The organism is Caballeronia sp. BCC1704 (assembly GCF_902833455.1).
Taxonomy (GTDB): domain Bacteria; phylum Pseudomonadota; class Gammaproteobacteria; order Burkholderiales; family Burkholderiaceae; genus Caballeronia.
The window spans coordinates 389756-411565 of record NZ_CADFFT010000005.1 but is presented as its reverse complement, the minus strand read 5'-3'; the positions used below and the strand labels follow the sequence as shown (position 1 = coordinate 411565).

Genomic DNA, 21810 nt, shown 5'->3' with positions numbered 1-21810 from the left:
CGTCACGCCTGCGGCTTGCCCGACGCATCGAAGCGCGGCCAGTAGGCATCGAGCTTCAGCGATTTGATGGCCTCGTCGAGATACTTCGGCTCGAACCAGCCGTTGACGCTGACGGGCTGACGGATCAGATTGAGGCGCAGCGCGTCGTCGGCGACGGCCTGATAGCGCGCGACCAGAAAGGGATCGATGAGCGGCGACATGCGTTCCTTCATCGGCTGGTTCGCATACTCGGCCTGCCACGATTCGACCGGCACGCCGCTTTTCGCCCACAGCGCGAAGAGCGCGTTGCGGTTCGCTTCATCCGACGACCATTGCGCCGCCTGCACCACCGCCGTCACCACTTTCTGCACCGTATCGGGATGCGCGTGCTCGAAGTCTTCCAGCACGAGCAGATGCGCCTGGCGCGTCAGCTGCAAGCCGTCATTGCGCGACGCGTAGACGATCTTCGCCAGCCCCTGACGCTGCAACTTGAACAGCGAATAGTCGAGGAACACCGCATCCACGCCCTTCGACGCGAGCGCCGCCTGCGCCGCCGCCGTATCGAGGTTGATGACGCGCAAGTCGCGCTCGCTCAGTCCGTTCTCCTTGAGCACGTTGTCCGTCACGAGCTGTAGATTCGTACCCCGAAATATTCCGACGCGCTTGCCCTTCAGGTCTTTTACGCCCTTGATGTCGGAGTCCGGCGGCACCGCGAGATAAACGCCGGTGCGCACGTTCGACGCGAGTAGCAAATGCGTCTTGAGCCCGTTGGCGCGTCCGAGCACCGAGGGCAAATCGCCCTGATACGCGAAGTCGACTTGCTTGTTCGCGAGCGCCTCGTTCACGGCAGGTCCCGCGCCTTTGAAGAAGAGCCATTGCACATTGATGTGCTCGGGCTTCAGCGCATCTTCCACGCGATGCTGCAATTGCGCGGTCGCGGCAGGCGATCCCCCGAACGTCGGGGGATCGCCCATGCCTTGCTGCGCGACGCCGATGCGCACCACGTCGGGCTGCGCCGCATGCGCGACGCATATCAATGCCGCGCCGAACCACGCGGCCAGACTGCGTGTGATGAGGCCAGAGAGTCTGCTCGATTTCATCGCTTGATCGCTGAAGTGGAGGGCGTCGGCAAAGATCAATGCGTGCGCGTCTCGCGCTTGACGATGCGGCTCGTGCGTCCGTCGATGCCCACGGGCACATCGCCATGCACGGTCGCGCGCCGCACCACGCGATGCGCGTCGCCGTAATCGTTCACCGCGTAGTGCTGCGTCGCGCGGTTGTCCCAGATCGCGACGTCGCCCTGCGTCCAGCGCCAGCGCACGGTGTTCTCCAGACGCGTGATGTGATCGTGAAAGATCGCGAGCAGCCGGTCGGAATCCCGCTGCGACAAGCCGATGAACCGCTGCACGAAGTGGCCGAGAACGAGCGTGCGCTCGCCCGTCTCCGGATGCACGCGCACCACCGGATGCTCCGTCTCGTACAGCGTGGAGGTGAACTGCTGGCGGTACTCGCGGTCCGCTTCGGTGTCCGGCGTATTGCGCGCGGCGGCGTAGTCGTAGGCGTTCGTATGCAGCGCCCACAAACCGTCGGCGAGTTCGCGCAAGGCTTGCGGCAAGTGTTCGTATGCGGCGGCCGTGTTGGCCCAAACCGTGTCGCCGCCCGCGGGCGGAATTACCACGCCGCGAAGAATCGAAATCTTGGGGTACGCGTCGACGAATGTGACGTCCGTATGCCATGAATTCGCGCGCGCGCCGTGCTTCGAGTCGAGTTCGAGCAGGCGGCTACCGCTTGCAAGCGAAGGCACCGTCGGATGCGCGACCGTTTCGCCGAAGCGGGCGGCGAAGGCTTCTTGCGCGGCGTCGTCGAGATGCGACTGGCCGCGGAAGAACAGCACCTTATGCCGAAGCAGCGCCGCGTTGATGACGCCGATGGCGGTATCGTCGAGATCCGCCGAGAGCGTCACGCCACGCACTTCGGCACCGATGCGCCCGCCTATCGGGCGGACCTGAAACGGCTCGTGTGACGTGGCGGGCTGGCGTGCGGTGTCGCTGGAAGATTCGTTGGCGAGCGAAACGGTATCGGACATCGTGGGCTCCGTTGATCTTGGTGTCGGTTGGGAGAAAACATTGAAGCATCTCGCCACCGCCTGACCAACGAAGCGTTTCGACTTAGCTTTACAGCGTCGATGTCATGCGCAAAGCATGTGCGTAGTGCTGAAGTTCGCCGATGCTCTCTTCGAGTTCCGCGCTCAATTGCGCCATCAGTTCCGCAGCCGGCATCTCGCGCGCGAGCGCCGCCGCTTGCCCCGCCCACTGCGCGCCGTAGCCGAACTCGCCCTTCGCCTTCGCCGCCGCGTGCAAGGCCTTGCCGGCGTCGTAGGTGATCGGATAATCCGGATGCGCAGGCGCGTCCGCGCTGCGGCCCAGCTCCGTGAACTTGTTGACGAGACCACGCGCGGCCCGACCCGAGATCGCTGCTGTGAATGTCGTGCGAGTCGCGGCATCGCTCAGGATGGCACGGCGAAAACCCGCGTCGATCGACGTCTCCGTGCAAGGCACGAAGGCCGTGCCCATTTGCGCCGCCTGCGCGCCGAGCGCGAGCGCCGCCGCGATGCCCGCGCCATCCATGATGCCGCCCGCCGCGATCACGGGCACGTCGAATTTGCGGGCGATCAGGCGCGTGAGCGCGAACGTCCCGATACGGTCGTCGTCGGCTTCGGTGTCGAAGACGCCGCGATGCCCGCCCGCTTCGACGCCCTGCGCGATGATCGCATCCATGCCCGCGGCGACCACTTGTTCCGCTTCGCGTAAGTTGGTGGCTGCGGCCATCAATGTGATGCCCGCCTTGCGCAACGCGTCTATCGCGTCGTTAGATGGCGGTCCGAAATGAAAGCTCACGATGGCGGGCTTCTCTTCGACGAAGACCTTTAGCATGGCATCGTCGACGACGAAGCTCGTATAGATTTCGGCGAGCTTTTGCGGCGGTTTGGCGTCGTACTGCGCGAAAAGCGGCGCGAGCCAGTCGATCCATGCCTTCTCGACGGCCTCGTTCGCCTGCGCCGGACGATGGCAGAACACGTTGATGTTGAACGGCTTGTCTGTCAGCGCGCGCGTTTCGCGGATCACGCTGCGCGCGCCTTCCGCGTTCATCGCGCCGACGCCGAGCGAGCCGAGCCCGCCCGCGTTCGATACCGCCGCCGCGAGCGCGGGCGTGCTCACGCCTGCCATCGGCGCCTGAATGATCGGCTTCGTGATGCCGAGCAAGGGCATCAAGGTGTTGTGTCTGGTCTGCTGAGTCATTCGAATGTCCTCTCACGCGGTCAACCGGCACGCACAACGCACAACGCCCGCTGAATTCCGAGAAATCAGCGGGCGCCAGGTTCATGCACTCATATATTACTTCGCGGTCGGCATCACGAATTCCGCGCCCTTCTCCGTGCTTTCGGGCCAACGCTGCATGATCGACTTCTGCTTCGTATAGAAGCGCACGCCTTCTTCGCCGTAAGCATGCGTGTCGCCGAAGAGCGAACGCTTCCAGCCGCCGAAGCCGTGCCATGCCATCGGCACCGGAATCGGCACGTTGATGCCGACCATGCCGACTTCGATGCGTCGGCCGAATTCGCGGGCGATGTGTCCATCGCGCGTGTAGCACGCGACGCCGTTGCCGAACTCGTGCGCGTTGACGAGATCCACCGCTTCGCTGAAGTCCTTCGCGCGCACGCACGCGAGCACCGGCCCGAAGATCTCTTCCTTGTAGATGCGCATCCCCGGCTTCACGTGGTCGAACAGCGTGCCGCCCGTGAAAAAGCCGTCTTCGTGACCTGGCACTTTCAGGCCGCGCCCGTCGACGACGAGTTGCGCGCCTTCGTCCACGCCCATCGCAATATAGCCCTCGATGCGCTCCAGCGCGGCGCGCGTGACGATCGGGCCCATTTCGGCGTCCGGCTCCATGCCGTTCTTCACGACGAGCTGACGGGCGCGTTCGGCCAGGCGCGGCACGATCTTGTCGGCGACATCGCCCACCAGCACGGCGACCGAAATCGCCATGCAGCGTTCGCCCGCCGAGCCGTACGCCGCGCCGATCAGCGCATCGACGGCCTGGTCGATATCCGCATCCGGCATCACGACCATGTGGTTCTTCGCGCCGCCGAGCGCCTGCACGCGTTTGCCATGCTTCGCGCCCGTTTCGTAAATGTAATTGGCGATAGGCGTCGAGCCGACGAAGCTGATCGCGCGAACGTCCGGATGTTCGAGCAGCGCATCCACGACGACCTTGTCGCCCTGAACGACGTTGAAGATACCGTCGGGCAAGCCGGCTTTCTTCAGCAGATTCGCCATGAAGAGCGACGCGGACGGATCGCGCTCGCTCGGCTTCAGGATAAACGCGTTGCCCGTTGCAATGGCGACCGGGAACATCCAGCACGGCACCATGCACGGGAAATTGAACGGCGTGATGCCCGCGACGATGCCGAGCGGCTGGCGCAGCGTCCAGTTGTCCATCCCCGTGGAGACTTGCTCGGTGAAGTCGCCTTTCAACAGTTGCGGAATGCCGCACGCGAATTCGATCACTTCGATGCCGCGCGTCACTTCGCCTTGCGCATCCGTGAACACTTTGCCGTGCTCGGCCGTGATGATCGCGGCGAGCTCGTCGCGGTGCTGATTCATCAGTTCGAGAAAGCGCTGCATGATGCGCGCACGACGGATGGGCGGCGTGTCGCGCCACGCGGGAAAGGCGGCCTTCGCGCTTTGCACCGCCGCTTCGACGTCCGCCGCTTCGCCCAGCACGAGCTTGCGCGGACGCTCGCCGGTCGCGGGGTTGAAGATGGGCTGCGAGCGCGCGCCCGATCCGCTCACTCGCTCGCCGTGAATGTAGTGGACGACATCGGCGGTATCGTTGAAGGCTTGCATTTCGTCTCCTGTCTCGAACGTTTCGGCAATACGACAAGTGTAGGAAGCGAATCGGGCCGTGCAAAGGCGCTATGATTGAACTCGTTGTTCACGATGGCAAACAATCCGCGCATGGACGAGCAAAAGATCGAAGCGCTCTGGACGCATCTGCACTGGCTGACGGTGCTCGCCGAACAAGGCAGCTACACGGCGGCGGCCGCGCGCCTCGGCGTGAGCAAGGCGGCGATGAGCCAGCGCATCGCGGAACTGGAGCGCGCGGCGGGCGTCCCGCTCGTCACGCGCACGACGCGCAGCGTGCGCTTCACGGAAGCGGGCCGCCGGCTCGTCGACGATACGCGCGCACAGTACGCGCAGATTGCGACGAGTTTTTCGAGCGTGCGCGAGATGGCGGGCGTGGCGCGCGGCCTGATTCGTATGACGGCGCCGGTGGCTTTCGCGCGGCAGCAGATTGTGCCGAAGCTCGCGGGCTTTCTGCACGCGCATCCGGAAGTGCGCGTGCAACTGGAGGCGTCGGACCGGCTGACGTCGATTGCGACTGAAGGCTTCGATCTCGCCATTCGTCATAGCGCGCAGGCGCCGGAAACGCATGTCGCGTGGAAGCTGTGCGATACGCATTCGGTGATCGTCGCGACGCGCGCCTATTTGCGGCGGCGCGGCACGCCCGCCACGCCCGCCGATCTCGCCGTGCACGACTGCCTGTACTATCCGCGCACGCAAGCCGCGAGCATCTGGTCGTTCGTGCGCAAGGGCGCGCGCAAGACCACGGCGGGACCGTTCACGCTCGCGATCAACGGCGCGTTCTCGGCGAACAACAGCGAATTGCTGCGCGATGCGGCGCTCGACGATCTCGGCATCGCGCTATTGCCCGACTTCACGGCGCAAGCGGCGGTGCAGGCCGGCAAGCTCGTCGTGCTGCTGCCGGACTGGCGGCCCGTGGGCGCGTTCGCGGATCAGCTTTACGTGGTGCGGCCCTATGCGACGCATGTGCCGCGCGCCGTCGCGCTATTCATCGGGTACCTGCGCGAGGCTTTCGCGGGCGGCTTTCCGCTTTGAGGCGGTCGCTGCGTCGTTCGGTGGATCACGTCACATAGAGCAGGCAACCCACCGAAGTGAGGCAGGTGCACGCGCTCGCGTAAAAGAACCACGTCGAGCGCAGAACGCGAAAGCGCTCTTCGTCGAGCCGGTCGTCAGGGAGATGCCAGAGGTCGAGATAGGTCGCGATCGTGCAGGAAAGCAGTGCAACCGCCGATAGTGAGGAGACCAAAAAGAATAGGCCCCAGGCGAGATCGTTCATAGTGAGGGCGTCGGCTATGGTTCGGCACGCGGTGCCGTGACGAATGACGACCGCAAGCTGGCGAAACGCGTTGCGTCTCGCGGCTCGTGTCCCATATGTTGAAGTATAGGGACCGAGCATACGCGCCACAACAACGGCAAACCCCAGTTAATAATCGGATGGATTGCGCACGGGGCCTGCCATGAAAAACGCGCCCACGAAGGGGCGCGTTTTTCGTGAAAGCAGTCAGTCGATGCTTAGACCTTCTCGACCGACGCCTCGTAAATCTCGTCGATAGACTTCGCAAGCGTCGCGTTGAACTCGCTGTCGCTCATCGACTTCTGAAGCTCGTTGATCAGCGCGCGCGAGAAGCTCGCGATCATGCCGTGATTCTCGGCGAGGCGCTTGCATGCGTCGGTGCGCGAATAGCCGCCCGACAGCGCGACCACGCGCACGACGCGCGGATGCTCGATCAGCGGCCGATAGAAGTCCGCTTCGTCCGGAATGGTGAGCTTGATCATCACGTTGCTCGATTCCGGCAGTGCGTCCAGCCCCTTGAGCAGCTCGTCGCGCAGAATCTTTTCCGCGCCCTTCTTGTCCGGACTCTTGATCGAGACTTCCGGTTCGAGAATCGGCACCAGACCCTGCGCGATGATCTGCGCGCCTACTTCGAACTGCTGCTGCGCGACCGCCGCGATGCCCTTCTCGTTCGCCTGATGGATGACCGAGCGCATCTTCGTGCCGAACACGCCGAGCTTCGCGGCGCGCTGGAGCAGCTCGTCGAGGCCGGGAATCGGCTTCATCACCTGAACGCCGTCGGCCTCGGCTTCGAGGCCCTTGTCGACCTTCAGGAACGGCACGACGCCGCGGTCTTCCCACAGGAACGTGGGCACCGGCTTGCCTTCGGCTTCGCCGTCCATCGTGCGTTCGAACAGGATCGCGCCGATCACCTTGTCGCCCGTGAAGGCGGGCGCGGTCATGATGCGCACGCGCATGTCGTGCATCAGCTTGAACATTTCGGCGTCGCCGTTGTAGGCGTCATCCGGAATTCCGTATTGACGCAGCGCGCCGGGCGTCGAACCACCGCTTTGATCCAGAGCGGCGATGAAACCCTGCTTTTCCGCCATCTGCGCCAGCATCTTCTCGTTAGCCACGAGCATTCCTCCTCAAAGTTCAAACACCGGAGCGCGCGAGCACGGTCCGGGCTTTTGGTTCAACTCCTTCAAGTTTAATGGTTTTGAGGCGTGGCTTTCTCGTGCAAATCCGCCAAATCCCCGGCGTTGCGGCCATTCGCGGGGCGTTTTCGCGCCGAAAGATCAGGAAGCAGCGGAATTGAGGTCGCCGGGCGCGACAGGCTGTGCCGTGCTCGCGCCCGCGCGCCGGAGCGCGCCGGCGGCGCGGCGCAAGAATGACGGCGTGGCGGATTGCGCCGAAAGCGATTCCGGCATTTCCGGCGCCTGCGGTTGTTCCGGCGCGTCGGGAAGGAGCGCCTCGCGGGCATCGGCGCATCGCGCGTTCAGCTGGCGGCGCATGTCCGGATGATCGATGAGCGCCTGCGCGGAAGCCATTCCGTGCTCGAATTGCAGCGCGTAGGCGATGTCGGCGAAATTCTCGTAGCGGCCGCTATCGGCCAGTTCCAGCGCCAGCGTGACGGTGCGCTGGCGGTTCCATGCGGCGAGATCGTCGTGGCCCGTGCTCACACATGCCTCTCTCGGCAATGAGGTGCGGACGATGTTAGCCCGAGCGCCGCCGGTTTTCCGTTGTCATGTCACAACATTCGCACAAAAAGTACGACGAGAAGCAGTCGCGCCGCGCGCCGCACGACCGTTCGGCCGGGCGCGTTACCAGGCCGCCGCGAAAGTCCGCACCGCGCGGTTGAACGCGCCGGGACTCGCGACGTTCATTCCGTGCGATGCCCCGGCAATCGTCTCGCGCTCGGCGAATTCGATCCACTCGTCGAGCTTTTCGACGTTGTTGCGGAACATGCGCGGACTCTTCTGTCCGTCGATCAAAAGCGTGCGGCACTTGATGTCGCGCGCCGCCTCGCGCGTGTAGGCGGGCAGCGGATCGCGGAACTGCTTCGGCAGCGTGAGCGCGTTGTCGAGCGCCATGCGCCGGAAGCTCTCCGTGCTCTTGCGCCAGAAGCCCGGCATGCTGACCGAATCGACGAACATTTCGAGCCCCGCGTCGAACTCGCCCGCTTCGATCAGTTCCGCGACGCGCGTGCGCAGCGCGTTCGTCGCGGGCGGCAGCGCGGCGGGCGTGGACTGAGCGGACGTTTGCAGCGGACCGCCCGGGTCGGCGAGCGTCAGCGTCTTTACGAGCCGCGGATACTCACGCGCCAGATGAAACGCGATGCAGCCGCCACGCGAATGCCCGACGAGATGCACGGGCGCGAGGTCCAGCGCGGCGATGAAGTCCGCCATTTCCGCGACGTGCGCTTCCCAGCCGAAGTCGCCCTGCACGTACGCGTCGACGGCCGGCCAGTAGTGGCTCAGGCTCGGCGCGATGCAGCGAAAGTCTTCGCCGAGCGGCGCGAGTTGCGCGCTCCACCAGCGGAAATCGCAGAGCGAACCGTGAATGAACAGCAACGGCTCGCCTTCGCCGCATTCGACGTAAGGCACCGAGATGCCCGAGGCCACCGTCGCAAACGACGGTTCGGGCAGAGTTTGCACTGCGGTCAGCACGGCGGGATCGGTACGCGCGTTCATCGGTTCGCTCCTTTCGTGCACTATGCCGCGCCCCGATGCAAAAGAAAATCGCATAATATTGATAGAACCGTTCAGCTTTTCTGATGGCGCGCGCTCTTGACCACGAACCTGAAAGCCCTCGACCTCGACGTTCTCTCGATGATCGTCGCCGTCGCCGACACCGGAAACATCAGCCGCGCGGCGGAGCTGGTGCATCGCTCGCAATCGGCCGTGAGCATGCAGATCAAGACGCTCGAAACCGCGCTCGGCAAGGCGCTGTTCGTGCGCAAGCCGCGCAGCGTGGTGCCCACGCAAGACGGCGAAGTGCTGCTCGCCTACGCGCGCCGCATGATCGCGCTGCGCGACGAAGCGTGGGCGGCGGTCGTGCGGCCCGACGTGACCGGGCGCGTAGTGATCGGCGTGCCGGACGACTACGCGTCGTCGCTCTTTCCGCCGATTCTCAAGAAATTCTCCGCGACGTATCCGAAGGTCGAGATTCAGGTGGTCGGCCTGCCTAGCGCCGCGCTCGCGCCCATGCTGAAAGACGGCGCAGTCGATCTCGTCTGCGCGACGCGCATCAAGGGCATCACGGGCGAGTTTCTGCGGCACGAGCCGATGGTCTGGGCCGCTGCGCCGAGCGCCAACGAAATCTGGCGCGAGCGGCCGCTGCCGATCGCGGTGTTTCTGCCGGGCAGCGTCGCGCGCGAGAACGCCGTTCGCAGTCTGGAGCGGGCGCGCATCGGCTATCGCACGTCTTACGAAAGTCCTAGCCTGCTCGGACTCTTGACCATGGTCGAAGCCGGTCTCGCCGTCGCGCCGCTCGCGAAATGCGCGGTGCCGTCGCGGTTCACGCTGCTCGGGCAAGCGCACGGGTTGCCGGAAATCGCGGCGCTGGAAGTGGTGCTCGCGCGCAGCGCGGCCTCGAAGCGTCCGCCGTGCGATTTTCTGGCGGAACGCATCATCGCGGAGTTGCGGCGTTGAGTTCCGCTTCGATCGCGCCCATGCGACGCGACGCCCACGCGCGCACCAATCTGTTCGATGCGACCAGCGGCAGCGACGCAGCCATGATGCGATAGACGTCGTTGCGGCGAACCTTCGAGACGCGCGCGGGGTCGAGCCACGCGTCGTTGCGCGCAAGCAGCACCAGCGTCTCCAGGCCGATCATGATCGGCCACAGGCACGCGAGCCGCAGCCGCACGGCGCTCGCGGGAATGGCGAAGGTGTAGTCGAGCGCATCGCGATACAGCGCGAGCGTCGTGCGCAGCAGGTCCGCGAGCACGGGCCGCGCTCCCGCCGAAGCGCTTGAATCGAGCAGATCCGTCGGCGTCAGGCCATGACGCGCGAGCATGTCGCCGGGCAGATAGCATCGGCCGATGCGCAAATCGCGCGCGCAATCGCGCAGCACGTTCGTCATCTGCAACGCTTGGCCGAAGCGCACGCCTCGCGCGAGCATCGCGTCGGGCGCGGCCTTCAGCTTGGCCGGGCTGTGCGCGTAGGTCATCTTCGTCCAGAACTCGCCGACGCATCCCGCGACGAGATACGTATAGCGGTCGAGTTCGTCGAAGCGTTGCAGGGCGACGACTTGCTCGGACGTTTCGTCGGGGAACGTGCGCAGATCGAACTCCATGCCGGTGGTCAGCGTCGTGACGATGTCGCGCACGGCGGCGCGGTCGGCGGCGTTCGTCTCGCGCAGGATCGCGAGCGCCGCGCCGAGCGATTCGAGCAGCGTGCGTTCGTCGGGCTGCGCCTGCTGCCCCGCCACTTCGCTTTCGATGCGCGAGAGCGCGCCGTCGTCCGGCTCGCCGTTGACCTGCGCGCGCAGCGACAGCAGCAATGCGAGACGCCGCTCGGGCGCCACGAGCGACGTATCCGCGATGGTATCGGCCGCCCGCGCGAGCAGATACGCGAGCCCGATGGGGTCGCGCATGCCGGGCGGCAGGACGCGCAGCGTCAGATAGAAAGACCGGGAAACGCGCTTCAGCAACGGGCCCAGCAGAAACGCGCGGGGTGATGGGTTCATGTGTCGGATCGGAGACTCGGCGAGGCGCGCGGCCGTGCGCGCCGCCGCATTGTATCCGTCCGCGCAATTTCGCTAGCGCATTGGCTGCGCTCGCGCGCTAGTGCTTGTGCGCCGGCATGCGATGCCGGACATGCGAGATATGCAGCATCACCGGCTTGACGGCCGCTTTCGTGTGGCGATGCTGTCGGGTGTGAGCGGCGTGAGCCGACGCTGCGTGCGTCGGCGCGAGGTCCAGCGCGACGGACGTCACCGGTTCCAGCACCACGCGCGCGCGTCCGGCCTGTTGCAGACCGAGCACGCTCGCGGCGGCGAAAGACAGATCGATCACGCGCGTCTTCACGAACGGCCCGCGATCGTTGATTCGCACGACGACCGACTTCGTTCTCGACAGATTGCTGACGCGCACATACGTCCCGAGCGGCAGCGTGCGATGCGCCGCCGTGAGCGCGTGCATGTCGTACCGCTCGCCGCTCGCAGTGCGACGGCCTTGGAACTTGCCAGCGTAATACGACGCCTCGCCGACTTGCCGAAACGCAGGCGATGCGTCGTCGAAGGCCGTTTCGGGCGATGACGACGGCGACGGCTCAGGCGCCGCCGCCGATGCCTCATCGGGCGCCGACGCAACCACCGCATCCACCGCCGATGCCGCCGCGGGCGCGCTTTCCTCTTGCGGTTTTTTCTGCGGCGGCGGCGTTGCGACCGCGGGCCGATGCGCCGCGCAGCCGCTCAGCAGCATCCATGCGCCGACCGATGCGACACCGGCCACGCGCGAACGGCGAATCCATGCCTTTGCGACCATGAGCGAGCTTCTCCATGTAACGCCGGTTCACCCGGAACCGGCTCGCCCATAACGCAATGTCGTCGCGGTAGTTGACCCGCGTCGCGCAGATATGACTCAAGTTGACAGATACGCCGCCGACGCCTCAGACGTATTCGAGCTTCGGATACCAGTCGGTGCCGCGTCCTTCCGGCGTCATGTCGAGCACGGTCCAAAGCGGCATCGGGTCCGGCGCGCCGCGCGGATCTTCGCCCGGATCGGCCGTCGCGAAATCCATTTCGCCGCTCCAGAAATGGCGGATCACGCCGTCGCGCCGCGTAAACACGTTGAGCGCCGGCTCGTCGCCGCCGTCTTTCGAAACGGCGTGGTAATCACGGCTGAAATTGCCGTTCACGTCGGAGTACAGCTTGAGATCGCGCCAGCCTCGTTCGCGCTTGAAGGCAAGAAGCCGTGTCAGCGGCGAGCGCGCGATCACCGCCAGCGCGACGCGCTGTTCGATATCGCGCGCTTCGCCTTCCCACGCCGAGAGCAGCGACGTGCACATCGGACACGGGCGCTCGCGTTGCGGTCCGAACATGTAGCTGTACGTCACGAGCGTTTGCTTGTCGCCGAACAGACCGGCCATATCGACGACACCGTGCTCGCCTTCGAAGCGGTAGTCGCCCGTGACCTCGCCGCCGGGCGGCAGCGCGCGCCGCATCTGCGCGACGCGTTCGATGTGCCGCCGCAATTCGATTTCCTCCGCGAGCAACGCGGTGCGCGCCCGGCGGTATTCGGCGCTTTCGTTCGGAAACCGCATGCTGGCGCGGTTCGCCAACTCGGCGGCCGGAACACGTGTCGTCGTCGGTGATGTCATGCTGGCTCTCCTGAGTTGAATTCGGCTCAATCGCGATCCGGCGCGCCGAGCGGAAAGAGCGGCCGATACGGCCGCGCCTCGTCGACCGCCCGCGCGAACGACGGCCGCGCGAGCAGCCGCTTGCGATACGCGATCACGTTCGGATAAACGTCACCGATCCGATGCGTCCAGTCCGCGTAGAACAGGAACGGCGCGGCGGCGCAGTCGGCGAGGCTGAAGGCATCGCCCGCGGCCCATTCGCGGTTCGCCATCACGCGGTCCAGAAACGCGTATGACGTATCGAGCATCGCGCGGGCGTCCGCGACGCCGCGGGCATCGCGTTCATTCTCGGCCCGCATGCAGTCGAACACGATCTTCTGCTGCGGTGTGGCCATGTAATTGTCGAAGAAGCGGTCCATCCAGCGCACTTCGAGCGCCGCGCGCGGATCGTCCGGAATCAGGCGCACGGGGCCGGGATAGAACACGTCCAGATATTCGATGATGATCGTCGCTTCGATCACCGGCTTGCCGCCGTCGACCAGCACGGGAAATTTTCTGATGGGCCAGATCTCGGCAAGTTCGCGCATAGACTGCGGCGCGTCGGGCGTGAGCGGCCGCCAGGCAAACGGCGTCTCGTTCTCGTAGAGCGCAATCAGCGCTTTCTGACAGTACGACGAAAAAGGATGGGCATAAAGGATCAGACTCATCGGCAGACTCCGCAGGAAACTTCGCATAGGAATGGTCGGCGCGCTGCATGCCGGTTATATCGACGACGCGCGACGTGGCGGCGAATCGACAACTTCGCGCACCGGAACGAGAAAATTTTGTTGTGCGACGCAGCGTCCGCGCGCGCCGCATTGTCGCCGGACTGGGCCTTTGCTACCGTGCGGGGTTCCGTCGCGAAGCTGTCACGAGAACCGCTCGCACGGAAATGACGAAACAATCACTGGGTCGAGGCAAGAAATGTTACGCAAGGACAAGATAAGGGTCGTTGTCGCAGACGAGCAGCCGGTCATCGTGCTGGGACTGCAGACGTGGTTCGAAACGCGCGAGCGTTATCGCGTGGTCGCGAGCGCGACGGTCGAAGAGCAGTTGCTCTCAAAGCTGCGCGACGCGGACGGGGAACTGGTGATCGTGGGCGGCGCGCTCGGTGCGCATACGCGCCCGGCGGCCGACAGGTTCGGCATCCTGCGCAAGCTGCGCGAATGCGCGCCGCACACGCCGCTCGTTGCCTTGATTGCCGACAGCGATCCACTCGCGATTCGCGCGATGCAGCGCGCGGGCGCACACGGCATAGCGAGTACGCGCGACGAACTGAAGGATCTCGGACGCGTCTGCGAGCGCGTGCTGTCGGGCGTGAAAGGCGTGATCTCGCCGCGCATCGCGGCGTGCCTCGAAAACGAGCGCCGCAACGCGCAAGCGTTTGATCCGAACACGATCTATCGCGAAGTACGCCTGAGCGCGACGACCCTCGCCGCGCGCATGTAAGCTCGCCCGCGTGACTTCCGGCTCACGCGGACGGCGAAGCGTCCTTCGAGACCTCGCGCGCCTTCTTGTCCGCGTAACTCACGTCCTTGCCGTCGTCGAACCCTTTCTCGTACGCGCGTTGATCGAGCGCCCGGAAGAGCGGCGCGAGTTCTTCGACTTGAGCGCGGATCAGTTCCATCAGCGGTTTCGCGAGCGCGGGCGAGCACTCGCTCGCCCCGTCGATATGGCCGTGCGCGCGGCTTACGACTTCGACCATCGCGCGCAGCGTCTGGGCGCGCTTCACGCAATAGTCCACGAGCGGCATCGCGTGGGTGATGACCGCATGGCCGTTCTCGTTGACCGACACCGTCACGTTCGACTCCACGAGCGTCTCCTTTCCGAATTGGGGGGACCGAAACTCTAGAAGCCGCGCGTCGGCACGCGCCAGCGGAATAATCCGAAAGGGTCGGCAAGCCTCGTCACGCCAGCAATTGGCGCAACATGCGGTCCCACACGGGCGCGATGGCGTTCCAGTCGTAGAACTGGTCAGCGAACGCTTTCTGCGCGCGAACGTGCGCCGCATGGCGCGCCGGATCGTTCCGAACCTGCAGAACCGCGTCGGACAGCGCCTGCGCGAAGCGCGAGACGTGCTGGTCGGCGTCTTCCGTCCACTGGTAGCTCAGAGCCCATCGGTTACAGGTGTCGAAGAGGCCGCCGTAGTTCGGCGCGACGACGAGATTGCCAGCCGACATTGCTTCGATGGCGGCGAGGCACGAAGTCTCCGGCCATATCGACGGATACGCGAAGATGTGGCTCTGCTGAAGCGCGTGCCGCACGGTTTCATAGGGCTGAAAGCCGTGATAGCTGATGTCGGAATGCTGCCGGCATCGCTCGAAAAGCGGCCGGAACGGTTCGTCCATGTCCGGCTTCCCATACGCGGCAAACGACGAATACACATGCAGATGCAGCCCGCCGAGAGCCGCCTGCACGCGCTCGAACGCCGGCACGAGCAGCGCGAGGCCACGCTGCGGCGTCGTGTGATAGATGATGTTGACGACTTGGCCCGCATCGGGCTTCGGCTGCGCGGGTATCGGCTCGATACCGTTGCGGATGACGACGAAATCCGAATACGGCACGCCGTGGAAGATGTGAAACATCTGCATCTGCCAGTCGGAAACCATCACGATCTTCGCGAATTGCTTCCGATACTCGGCGCTTTTCAGACCGGCGGTCTCGACGGTCGGCACGTCGTGAAGCCACAGAATTGTCTTTCTGTCCGGGTCGATATCGCGAACGCGCGACGCGATGATCTGAAACTTCGACAAGAGCCCTGCGTCGAGGCTGCGATGCAATCGGCGCAGCATGAGTTCCGTGCCGCCGTTGGCGCCGCGCGAAATTTCGTTGATCTCCATGATTCCAAGTCGCAGATAACAGAATGCCGCGTCTTATAGCATAGCGGCCCGTCAGCAAGGATGCGTCAACTTCGCTACGATGCTCGCTTGACTCTTCCCCGGCGCGCGCCGCCGACCTTCGCACACACCATGCCCACGCCGCCAGACGCCATCGGTTTTACGCAAGACCCGCTCGACCGCATGTCCGAGAAGCGCGACGACGAAGCGTTTCTCGCGAGCCTCAACGACGACGCCGCAACGCGCTTTCTGCTCTTCGTGAACAACGTGCCGCTATTCAAGCGCACGGACGGCCACGATCCGCTCTTTCTCGCTCATGAAGCCGCGCAGTACGGCACGCCGCTGCAGACCGTGCTGCTCGGGCGCGACGCCGACCAACGCGCGCTGTTCGCCTGCACGATCGATACGACCGCCGAGGCCGCCGCCGATGCGCTCCCGGGCGCGAGCGTCCAAGCGATCGAACTGCGCCCGGTCGCCATGCAAGGGCTCGTCGCGCCGCCGCTCGTAAGCGCGCTCGGCGAAGCGCGGTCGATGCTCGACTGGCATCGGCGGCACCGCTTCTGCGCGAACTGCGGAAATCCGACGGACAGCGCGGGCGCCGGCTGGCGGCGCATTTGCGGCCACTGCGGCGCGCAGCACTTTCCGCGCGTCGATCCAGTGGTCATCATGCTCGTCACCGACGGCGAGCGCTGCCTGCTCGGCCGCCAGCCGCAATTCGCGACGGGCATGTACTCCGCGCTCGCCGGCTTCATCGAGCCGGGCGAGACGTTCGAGCATGCGGTGTATCGGGAAGTGCTGGAGGAAGCCGGCATTCGCTGCGCCGACGTGCGCTATTTCGCGTCTCAGCCGTGGCCATTCCCGTCGTCGCTGATGATCGGCTGCTTCGCGCGAGCGACGGGCACGGAGATCACCGTCGACGAAAAAGAGCTCGAAGACGCCCGCTGGTTCAGCCGCGACGAAGTCCGCGCGATGCTCGACGGCACGCACCCGCAAGGATTGAACGCGCCCAAGGCTTTCGCCATCGCGCATCACTTGCTGAAGGCGTTCGTCGAAGGCGACTGAAGCCTCAGAGCGTCTCGCGCTCGATGATCTCGAAGCCGACATCGACCGGCGCAACCGGCGCGGCGCCGCCGAGCCGGTCGATCAGGCAGCGCGCAGCGGTCGCGCCGATGCGCTTGCCATCCACGCGCACCGTGGTGAGCGCGGGCGTCGTGTCCGCGGCGAAGTCGAGGTCGCCGAAGCCGCACACGGCGAGCCGCGCGGGCACGTCGAGTCCGAGCCGCCGCGCCTCGGAGACCACGCCGAGCGCGAGCAGATCCGAACTGCAGAATATCGCGTCGACCTCGGGCGTCGACTCCTGAATGCGCCGCAGCGCGTCTTTCCCGAGCGCCACCGACGAAGGCGGCGGCATCAGCACATCGGCGACGTCGCGCATGCCGTGCGAAGCGAGCGTGTCGATGAAACCGCGCCGCCGCGCGAGCGCGCGCTGATCCGTCGCGCAGACGAGCGCCGGATGCGCCGCGCCGCGCGCGACGAAGCGCTCGGCCACCGCCGCGCCGATCCGATAGTGCGAAAACCCGACGAGCATGTCGATCGGGTCGTCGGTCATGTCCCACGTCTCGACAATCGGAATGCCGATCTTGCGCAGCCGTTCGCGCAGCGTCGGCGTATGCGCGACGCCCGTCAGCAACACGCCTTCCGGACGGCGGCTCAGCACGGCGTCGAGCAGTTGGTCCTCGTTTTCGTCGCTGTAGCCCGACAGGCCGAGCAACACCTGATAGCCGGCGCGCGACATGGTATCGCTGAACACCTGCACGGTTTCCGAGAAGAGCGAATGCGCGACGGTCGGCACGATGGCCGCGATCAGCCGCGATTTCGCCGACGACAAACCGCCCGCCAGCCGGTTCGGCACGTAGCCGAGCTCGCTCACCGCGCGGCGCACGCGGGCGAGCGTCTCGGGCGCGACGGTCTCGGGCGCGTTGAACACGCGTGAGACGGTGATCGGAGAGACGCCCGCGGACGCCGCCACGTCCGTGATGCGCACGCCCTTCGATGTGCCACGCGTGCGGCGCGGCGCGGGGCCCGCCTTTGCGGCGTCGTCAGAGATGTCGGCGAGCTTGGTCATGCATGGATTGACGCATCAGAGGCGGATCGGAGAAAGCGCGCCATTTTAGGCCTTCACGGGCGCATCGACGGCCGCGTCGCCGCGTGTGTTCCCGCGCCGCATCAGCAGCATCGTCACGACGGCGAAAATCATCAGGCACGCAGCCGGAATCAGCATCGGCGCCTTCACGCTGCCACTCGTCTGCCGCACCCACGGCACGAGATTCTGCGCGATGAACCCGCCGACATTGCCGAGCGAATTGATCGCCGCGATGCCCGCCGCCGCGCGCGCGCCGGTGAGGAACTTCGGCGGAATCGTCCAGAAGCATGGCAGCAGCAAGTACATGCACGGCGCGCCGAGGCATAGCGCGATAAAGCGCAGCGTGTTGGTCGGCAGGAACACGCTCGCGAGGAAGAAGACGACGCCGAGCAGTGCGGCCGTCAGCATCGCCATGGTCGTGCGGCGGTCGGAGCCGTTCGCCGCGCGCAGCTTCGCGGGCACCCACGCCAGCACGACGGTCGCCGCGAGCCACGGCACGATGTTGAGCAGGCCGTTGGTCGTGTTCGACACGCCGAAGCCCTTCACCAGCGTCGGCAGCCAGTAGCTGACGCCATAGACGGACATCGACAGCATCATGTAGTAGAGCGCCATGCCGATCACGCGCGGCTCGGTCAGCACGCGCATGACATTCGCGTGGCTCGTTTCGGCTTTTTTCGCCTGTTGGCGTTCGGTTTCGAGCGTGGCGTCGAGCCAGCTTTTTTCGTCGTCGGAGAGAAAGCGCGCTTTTTTCGGCGATGCCGGCAGCCACAAGAGCACGACCACCGTGAGCAGCACCGACGGCACGCCCGTCACGATGAACACCAGCTGCCAGCCTTGCAGGCCGAACCACGCCTTGTCGAGCAGGTAGCCGCAGATCGGCGCGCCGACCATGTTGCCGATGCTGCTGCCGAGCGTGAAATACCCGAGCATGCGCACGCGATGCCGCTGCGGAAACCACAGCGTCAGGTAATAGATGACGCCGGGATACAGCCCCGCCTCCGACGCGCCGAGCAAGAACCGCAGGATGTAGAACATGGTCGCGTTCGTGGTGAACGCGAGCAGGATGGTGACGACGCCCCACGTCAGCATGATCCGTGCGATCCAGCGCGGCGCGCCGTACTTGTGCAGCAGCACGTTGCTCGGAATCTCGAAGATCAGATAGCCGATGAAAAACAGCGACGCGCCGAGCCCGTACGCCACTTCGGAGATGCCCAGGCTGCCGAGCATCTGCAGCTTCGCAAAGCCGATGTTCGAGCGGTCGATATACGCGACGAGATACAGCAGGCCGACGAGCGGCATCAACCGCCATGCGAGGCGGTTGATGAGACGCGGCTCGTCGACGGTCAACGGCGCGTTGCGGGAAAGCGGCGATCGGGTGTTCACGGTGTCTCCAGGGCGGGGCTGTCGGGGCTTCGGTTGGCGCTTCGGTGTGCGCTGCGGTTGGCGCTCCAGCTTCTAGCGGTTCCGTGCGCAGCGGCCGAGTCCGGTGCAGGCTCATCGATAGCGAGTTGCATTGTTCAATGGCAGGCCCGAAGCCGGGCGGTCGGCTGAGCGGCGCGCTTTAGTGCGTGACTGCAGCGCACTGCAAGGCTGTCGCGTGCCGTTTGCGCTCCACCGCACACCTTCACGCCGCGCCGGGCGCTGGCCGGTTGCGCCGTCAGATGCGACGCGATCCGCCACCCACGCCGCTCGGCGCGGGTTCGGACACGCATGCTGCCAACAAACTCACGCCTGCTACGCCCGCGTCTTACGCCATTCGGCATACGCCGCGAGCGTTTCCTCATTCGGCGGATACGTGCCGCGCAAGAGCGCGCCCGCTTCCACGCGCGTCGTCACGAACTCTTCGAGCAATTCCTGCTCGGCGGCATCCTTCGCGACCTGCTCGGCCATGTGACGCGGCACGATCACGACGCCATCGACATCGCCGACGACGATATCGCCCGGATACACGGCCACGCCGCCGCACGCGATCGGCACGTTCATGTCGACGGCGTGATGCTTCGCCAGATTGAGCGGCGCGCTCGCGCCCGCGCAGAAAAGCGGCAGCCCGATTTCGCCGATGGTGCCGCTGTCGCGCACGCAACCGTCCGACACCATGCCCGCGACGCCGCGCACCTTCAGGCGCGTCGTGAGAATGGAACCGGTCGATGCCACCGTGCGATCGCCGCGGCAATCCTGCACGAGCACGCTGCCCGGCGGCGCGCTCTCGACCGCCTTGCGCTGCGGATGATCCGGGTCCTGAAACACGCCGACGTGATCGATATCTTCGCGCGCCGGGATGTTGCGCAGCGTGAAGGCCGGACCGACGAGATTCGTCGCGCCCTTCGCGGGCTTCACGAGCGGCGCGACGCCTTGCAGGAACACGTTGCGCAGGCCGCGCTTGAAGAGTTGCGTCGTGAGCGTCGCGGTGCTGACGTGGCGCAGCGAATCGAGCGTTTCGTCGGAAATGGCGATGTCTTGTGTCGTCATGGTGTGGGTATCGTGATTAGTGGATTTCCGGCTCGCCGCCGTGCGCGGCCGTCTTCTCTTCGAGGAAATCGAAGTCGCAGCCCTTGTTCGCCTGCGTCACGTGCAGTTGATGCATCACGCCGAAGCCGCGCTCGAACGGGCGCTTCGGCGGCGTCCAGGCGGCTTTTCGCGCGGCGAGTTCTTCCTCGCTGACGTCGAGATGCAGGCGGCGCGCGGGCACGTCCAGTTCGACGATGTCGCCGTCCTTCACCAGCGCGAGCGGCCCGCCGACGAACGATTCCGGCGCCACATGCAGCACGCACGCGCCGTAGCTCGTGCCGCTCATGCGCGCGTCCGAGATGCGGACCATGTCGCGCACGCCTTGCTTCAACAGCTTCTGCGGAATCGGCAACTGGCCCCACTCCGGCATGCCCGGCGCGCCGACCGGTCCCGCGTGCTGAAGGACGATCACGGAATCGGCGGTGATATCGAGGGCTTCGTCGTCGATGCGCGCGGCCATGTCGCCGTAGTCCTTGAACACGACCGCCGGCCCGCGATGCTTCAGCAGATGCGCTTCCATCGCCGCCGGCTTGATGACGGCGCCATCGGGCGCGAGGTTGCCGGTGAGCACGGCGAGGCCGTCGTTTGGCACGAGCGGATTGCTAAGCCGGCGAATCACGTCGTCATTGAAAATTTCGGCGCCCGCGATGTTTTCACCGAGCGTTGCGCCATTGACCGTTAGTTGCGAACCGTCGATCAAATCACCGAGTTCGGCGAGCAGCGCGCGCAGGCCTCCGGCGTAGAAGAAGTCTTCCATCAGATACTTCCCGGCCGGCCGCAGATTGCCGATAACCGGCGTCACGCGCGACAGTTCGTCGAAGCGCGCGGTCGTGAGCGGCACGCCCGCGCGGCGCGCGACCGCCACCAGATGCACGATCGCGTTCGTCGAGCCGGACATCGCGAGCACCGTGGTCACGGCGTTGTCGAACGACTTCGGCGTGAGGATGTCGGACGGCTTGAGATCGGTCCACACCATCTCGACGATGCGCTGCCCGGTGAGCGACGCATACTGCGCATGCCGCGAGTCAACGGCGGGAATCGACGCAAAGCCGGGCAGCGTGAGGCCGAGCGCTTCGGTGGCGCTCGTCATCGTGGAGGCGGTGCCCATCGTCATGCAATGGCCCGGCGAGCGCGCGATGCCGCTTTCGACGCCCTTCCACTCGTCCTCAGTGATCTTGCCCGCGCGCAATTCCGCCCAGTATTTCCACGTGTCCGACCCGCTGCCCAGCGTGCGCCCGTTCCAGTCGCCGCGCAGCATCGGGCCGGCGGGAAGATAGATGGCGGGCAAGTCCATGCTGATCGCGCCCATCAACAGGCCGGGCGTGGTCTTGTCGCAGCCGCCCATCAGCACGGAGCCGTCGAACGGATACGAGCGCAGCAGTTCTTCCACTTCCATCGCGAGGAAGTTGCGATAGAGCATGGTCGTCGGCTTTTGGAACGGCTCCGCGAGCGTCATCACGGGCATTTCCACCGGAAAGCCGCCCGCCTGCCAGATGCCGCGCTTCACTTCCTCGACGCGCTGCTTGAAGTGCGTGTGGCACGAGTTGATCTCGCTCCACGTATTGACCACGGCGATGACCGGCTTGCCCATGTAATCGGACGAGTGATAGCCCATCTGTGCGGTGCGCGAGCGGTGCCCGAACGAGCGCAGGTCGTTCACGCCGTACCAGCGATGGCTGCGCAGTTCCTCGGGCGTCTTGCGTTTCGTGGGATCGTAGGTCAAGCGATGTCTCCTTGATGGTAGCGTTACCATTTCAATGCCCGCGATGGTAGCGTTATCATCGACGACCGTCGCTTGGGG

The 21810-nt window shown here is 65.4% G+C and carries 22 protein-coding genes; 4 read left to right on the top strand and 18 right to left on the bottom strand.

Going from position 1 to position 21810, the window contains the following annotated elements; genetic code table 11:
* Positions 1 to 2 precede the first annotated feature (2 nt).
* The 4 genes from HWX53_RS24955 to HWX53_RS24940 all read right to left on the bottom strand — a co-directional run bounded on the left by HWX53_RS24955 (position 3) and on the right by HWX53_RS24940 (position 4886).
* On the bottom strand, positions 3 to 1079 hold the full coding sequence (locus HWX53_RS24955; RefSeq protein ID WP_175945883.1) for an ABC transporter substrate-binding protein: 1077 nt from the start codon (positions 1077 to 1079) through the stop codon (positions 3 to 5).
* A gap of 35 nt (positions 1080 to 1114) precedes the next feature.
* The gene (locus HWX53_RS24950; protein ID WP_175945881.1) at positions 1115 to 2065 is read right to left on the bottom strand and encodes a TauD/TfdA family dioxygenase; all 951 of its coding nucleotides are present in this window, start codon (positions 2063 to 2065) and stop codon (positions 1115 to 1117) included.
* A gap of 88 nt (positions 2066 to 2153) precedes the next feature.
* On the bottom strand, positions 2154 to 3278 hold the full coding sequence (locus HWX53_RS24945; RefSeq protein ID WP_175945879.1) for a nitronate monooxygenase: 1125 nt from the start codon (positions 3276 to 3278) through the stop codon (positions 2154 to 2156).
* A 96-nt stretch (positions 3279 to 3374) separates the two neighbouring features.
* Positions 3375 to 4886 carry a CoA-acylating methylmalonate-semialdehyde dehydrogenase gene (locus HWX53_RS24940; RefSeq protein ID WP_175945877.1) on the bottom strand — a complete coding sequence of 504 codons (1512 nt, stop codon included), beginning with the start codon at positions 4884 to 4886 and terminating at the stop codon, positions 3375 to 3377.
* Positions 4887 to 4997: 111 nt separating this feature from the next.
* Here HWX53_RS24940 and HWX53_RS24935 point away from each other — a divergent pair, with 111 nt between their 5' ends.
* A complete protein-coding gene (locus tag HWX53_RS24935) occupies positions 4998 to 5939 on the top strand; it encodes a LysR family transcriptional regulator (protein WP_175946215.1) in 942 nt (313 codons plus the stop codon).
* 25 nt (positions 5940 to 5964) lie between these two features.
* Here the strand turns inward: HWX53_RS24935 and HWX53_RS24930 are convergent, their stop codons facing one another.
* The 4 genes from HWX53_RS24930 to HWX53_RS24915 all read right to left on the bottom strand — a co-directional run bounded on the left by HWX53_RS24930 (position 5965) and on the right by HWX53_RS24915 (position 8870).
* Positions 5965 to 6180, bottom strand: a complete 216-nt coding sequence (locus HWX53_RS24930; protein ID WP_175945875.1) for a hypothetical protein — start codon at positions 6178 to 6180, stop codon at positions 5965 to 5967.
* A gap of 236 nt (positions 6181 to 6416) precedes the next feature.
* The gene (locus tag HWX53_RS24925) at positions 6417 to 7319 is read right to left on the bottom strand and encodes a fructose bisphosphate aldolase (RefSeq protein WP_244140260.1); all 903 of its coding nucleotides are present in this window, start codon (positions 7317 to 7319) and stop codon (positions 6417 to 6419) included.
* A gap of 156 nt (positions 7320 to 7475) precedes the next feature.
* On the bottom strand, positions 7476 to 7859 hold the full coding sequence (locus HWX53_RS24920; RefSeq protein WP_175945872.1) for a hypothetical protein: 384 nt from the start codon (positions 7857 to 7859) through the stop codon (positions 7476 to 7478).
* A 141-nt stretch (positions 7860 to 8000) separates the two neighbouring features.
* Complete coding sequence (locus HWX53_RS24915) at positions 8001 to 8870, bottom strand: alpha/beta hydrolase (RefSeq protein WP_175945871.1); 870 nt, start codon at positions 8868 to 8870, stop codon at positions 8001 to 8003.
* Positions 8871 to 9008: 138 nt separating this feature from the next.
* Here HWX53_RS24915 and HWX53_RS24910 point away from each other — a divergent pair, with 138 nt between their 5' ends.
* The gene (locus HWX53_RS24910) at positions 9009 to 9830 is read left to right on the top strand and encodes a LysR substrate-binding domain-containing protein (RefSeq protein ID WP_175946213.1); all 822 of its coding nucleotides are present in this window, start codon (positions 9009 to 9011) and stop codon (positions 9828 to 9830) included.
* On the opposite strand, the gene HWX53_RS24905 is transcribed toward HWX53_RS24910, so the two are convergent.
* The 4 genes from HWX53_RS24905 to HWX53_RS24890 all read right to left on the bottom strand — a co-directional run bounded on the left by HWX53_RS24905 (position 9808) and on the right by HWX53_RS24890 (position 13189).
* Positions 9808 to 10869: a phytoene/squalene synthase family protein gene (locus HWX53_RS24905; RefSeq protein ID WP_175945870.1), complete on the bottom strand. Its 1062-nt coding sequence runs from the start codon at positions 10867 to 10869 to the stop codon at positions 9808 to 9810. The genes HWX53_RS24910 and HWX53_RS24905 overlap by 23 nt on opposite strands.
* Before the next feature lie 97 nt (positions 10870 to 10966).
* Positions 10967 to 11668, bottom strand: coding sequence for a septal ring lytic transglycosylase RlpA family protein (locus HWX53_RS24900; protein ID WP_175945869.1), 702 nt, complete (start codon positions 11666 to 11668; stop codon positions 10967 to 10969).
* 124 nt (positions 11669 to 11792) lie between these two features.
* Positions 11793 to 12503, bottom strand: coding sequence for a DUF899 family protein (locus tag HWX53_RS24895; RefSeq protein WP_175945868.1), 711 nt, complete (start codon positions 12501 to 12503; stop codon positions 11793 to 11795).
* A gap of 26 nt (positions 12504 to 12529) precedes the next feature.
* Positions 12530 to 13189 (bottom strand): glutathione S-transferase family protein, encoded by a 660-nt coding sequence (locus HWX53_RS24890; RefSeq protein ID WP_175945867.1) that lies wholly within the window; start codon positions 13187 to 13189, stop codon positions 12530 to 12532.
* Between the two features lie 256 nt (positions 13190 to 13445).
* On the opposite strand from HWX53_RS24890, the gene HWX53_RS24885 reads away from it, so the two are divergent.
* Positions 13446 to 13970: a response regulator transcription factor gene (locus tag HWX53_RS24885; RefSeq protein WP_175945866.1), complete on the top strand. Its 525-nt coding sequence runs from the start codon at positions 13446 to 13448 to the stop codon at positions 13968 to 13970.
* 22 nt (positions 13971 to 13992) lie between these two features.
* Here the strand turns inward: HWX53_RS24885 and HWX53_RS24880 are convergent, their stop codons facing one another.
* Positions 13993 to 14334: a hypothetical protein gene (locus HWX53_RS24880; RefSeq protein WP_175945864.1), complete on the bottom strand. Its 342-nt coding sequence runs from the start codon at positions 14332 to 14334 to the stop codon at positions 13993 to 13995.
* Between the two features lie 94 nt (positions 14335 to 14428).
* Positions 14429 to 15361: a glycosyltransferase family 4 protein gene (locus HWX53_RS24875; protein WP_175945862.1), complete on the bottom strand. Its 933-nt coding sequence runs from the start codon at positions 15359 to 15361 to the stop codon at positions 14429 to 14431.
* Positions 15362 to 15490: 129 nt separating this feature from the next.
* Between HWX53_RS24875 and nudC the strand changes: the two genes are divergently transcribed.
* Positions 15491 to 16420, top strand: coding sequence for an NAD(+) diphosphatase (gene nudC / locus HWX53_RS24870; RefSeq protein WP_175945860.1), 930 nt, complete (start codon positions 15491 to 15493; stop codon positions 16418 to 16420).
* Between the two features lie 4 nt (positions 16421 to 16424).
* Here the strand turns inward: nudC and HWX53_RS24865 are convergent, their stop codons facing one another.
* The 4 genes from HWX53_RS24865 to araD all read right to left on the bottom strand — a co-directional run bounded on the left by HWX53_RS24865 (position 16425) and on the right by araD (position 21732).
* Positions 16425 to 17483, bottom strand: coding sequence for a LacI family DNA-binding transcriptional regulator (locus HWX53_RS24865; protein ID WP_175945858.1), 1059 nt, complete (start codon positions 17481 to 17483; stop codon positions 16425 to 16427).
* A gap of 45 nt (positions 17484 to 17528) precedes the next feature.
* Positions 17529 to 18800, bottom strand: coding sequence for an MFS transporter (locus HWX53_RS24860; protein WP_175946210.1), 1272 nt, complete (start codon positions 18798 to 18800; stop codon positions 17529 to 17531).
* A 435-nt stretch (positions 18801 to 19235) separates the two neighbouring features.
* Positions 19236 to 19970 carry a ribonuclease activity regulator RraA gene (locus HWX53_RS24855; protein WP_175945856.1) on the bottom strand — a complete coding sequence of 245 codons (735 nt, stop codon included), beginning with the start codon at positions 19968 to 19970 and terminating at the stop codon, positions 19236 to 19238.
* Positions 19971 to 19986: 16 nt separating this feature from the next.
* Positions 19987 to 21732: an L-arabinonate dehydratase gene (gene araD / locus HWX53_RS24850; protein ID WP_244140259.1), complete on the bottom strand. Its 1746-nt coding sequence runs from the start codon at positions 21730 to 21732 to the stop codon at positions 19987 to 19989.
* Between the last annotated feature and the right edge of the window lie 78 nt (positions 21733 to 21810).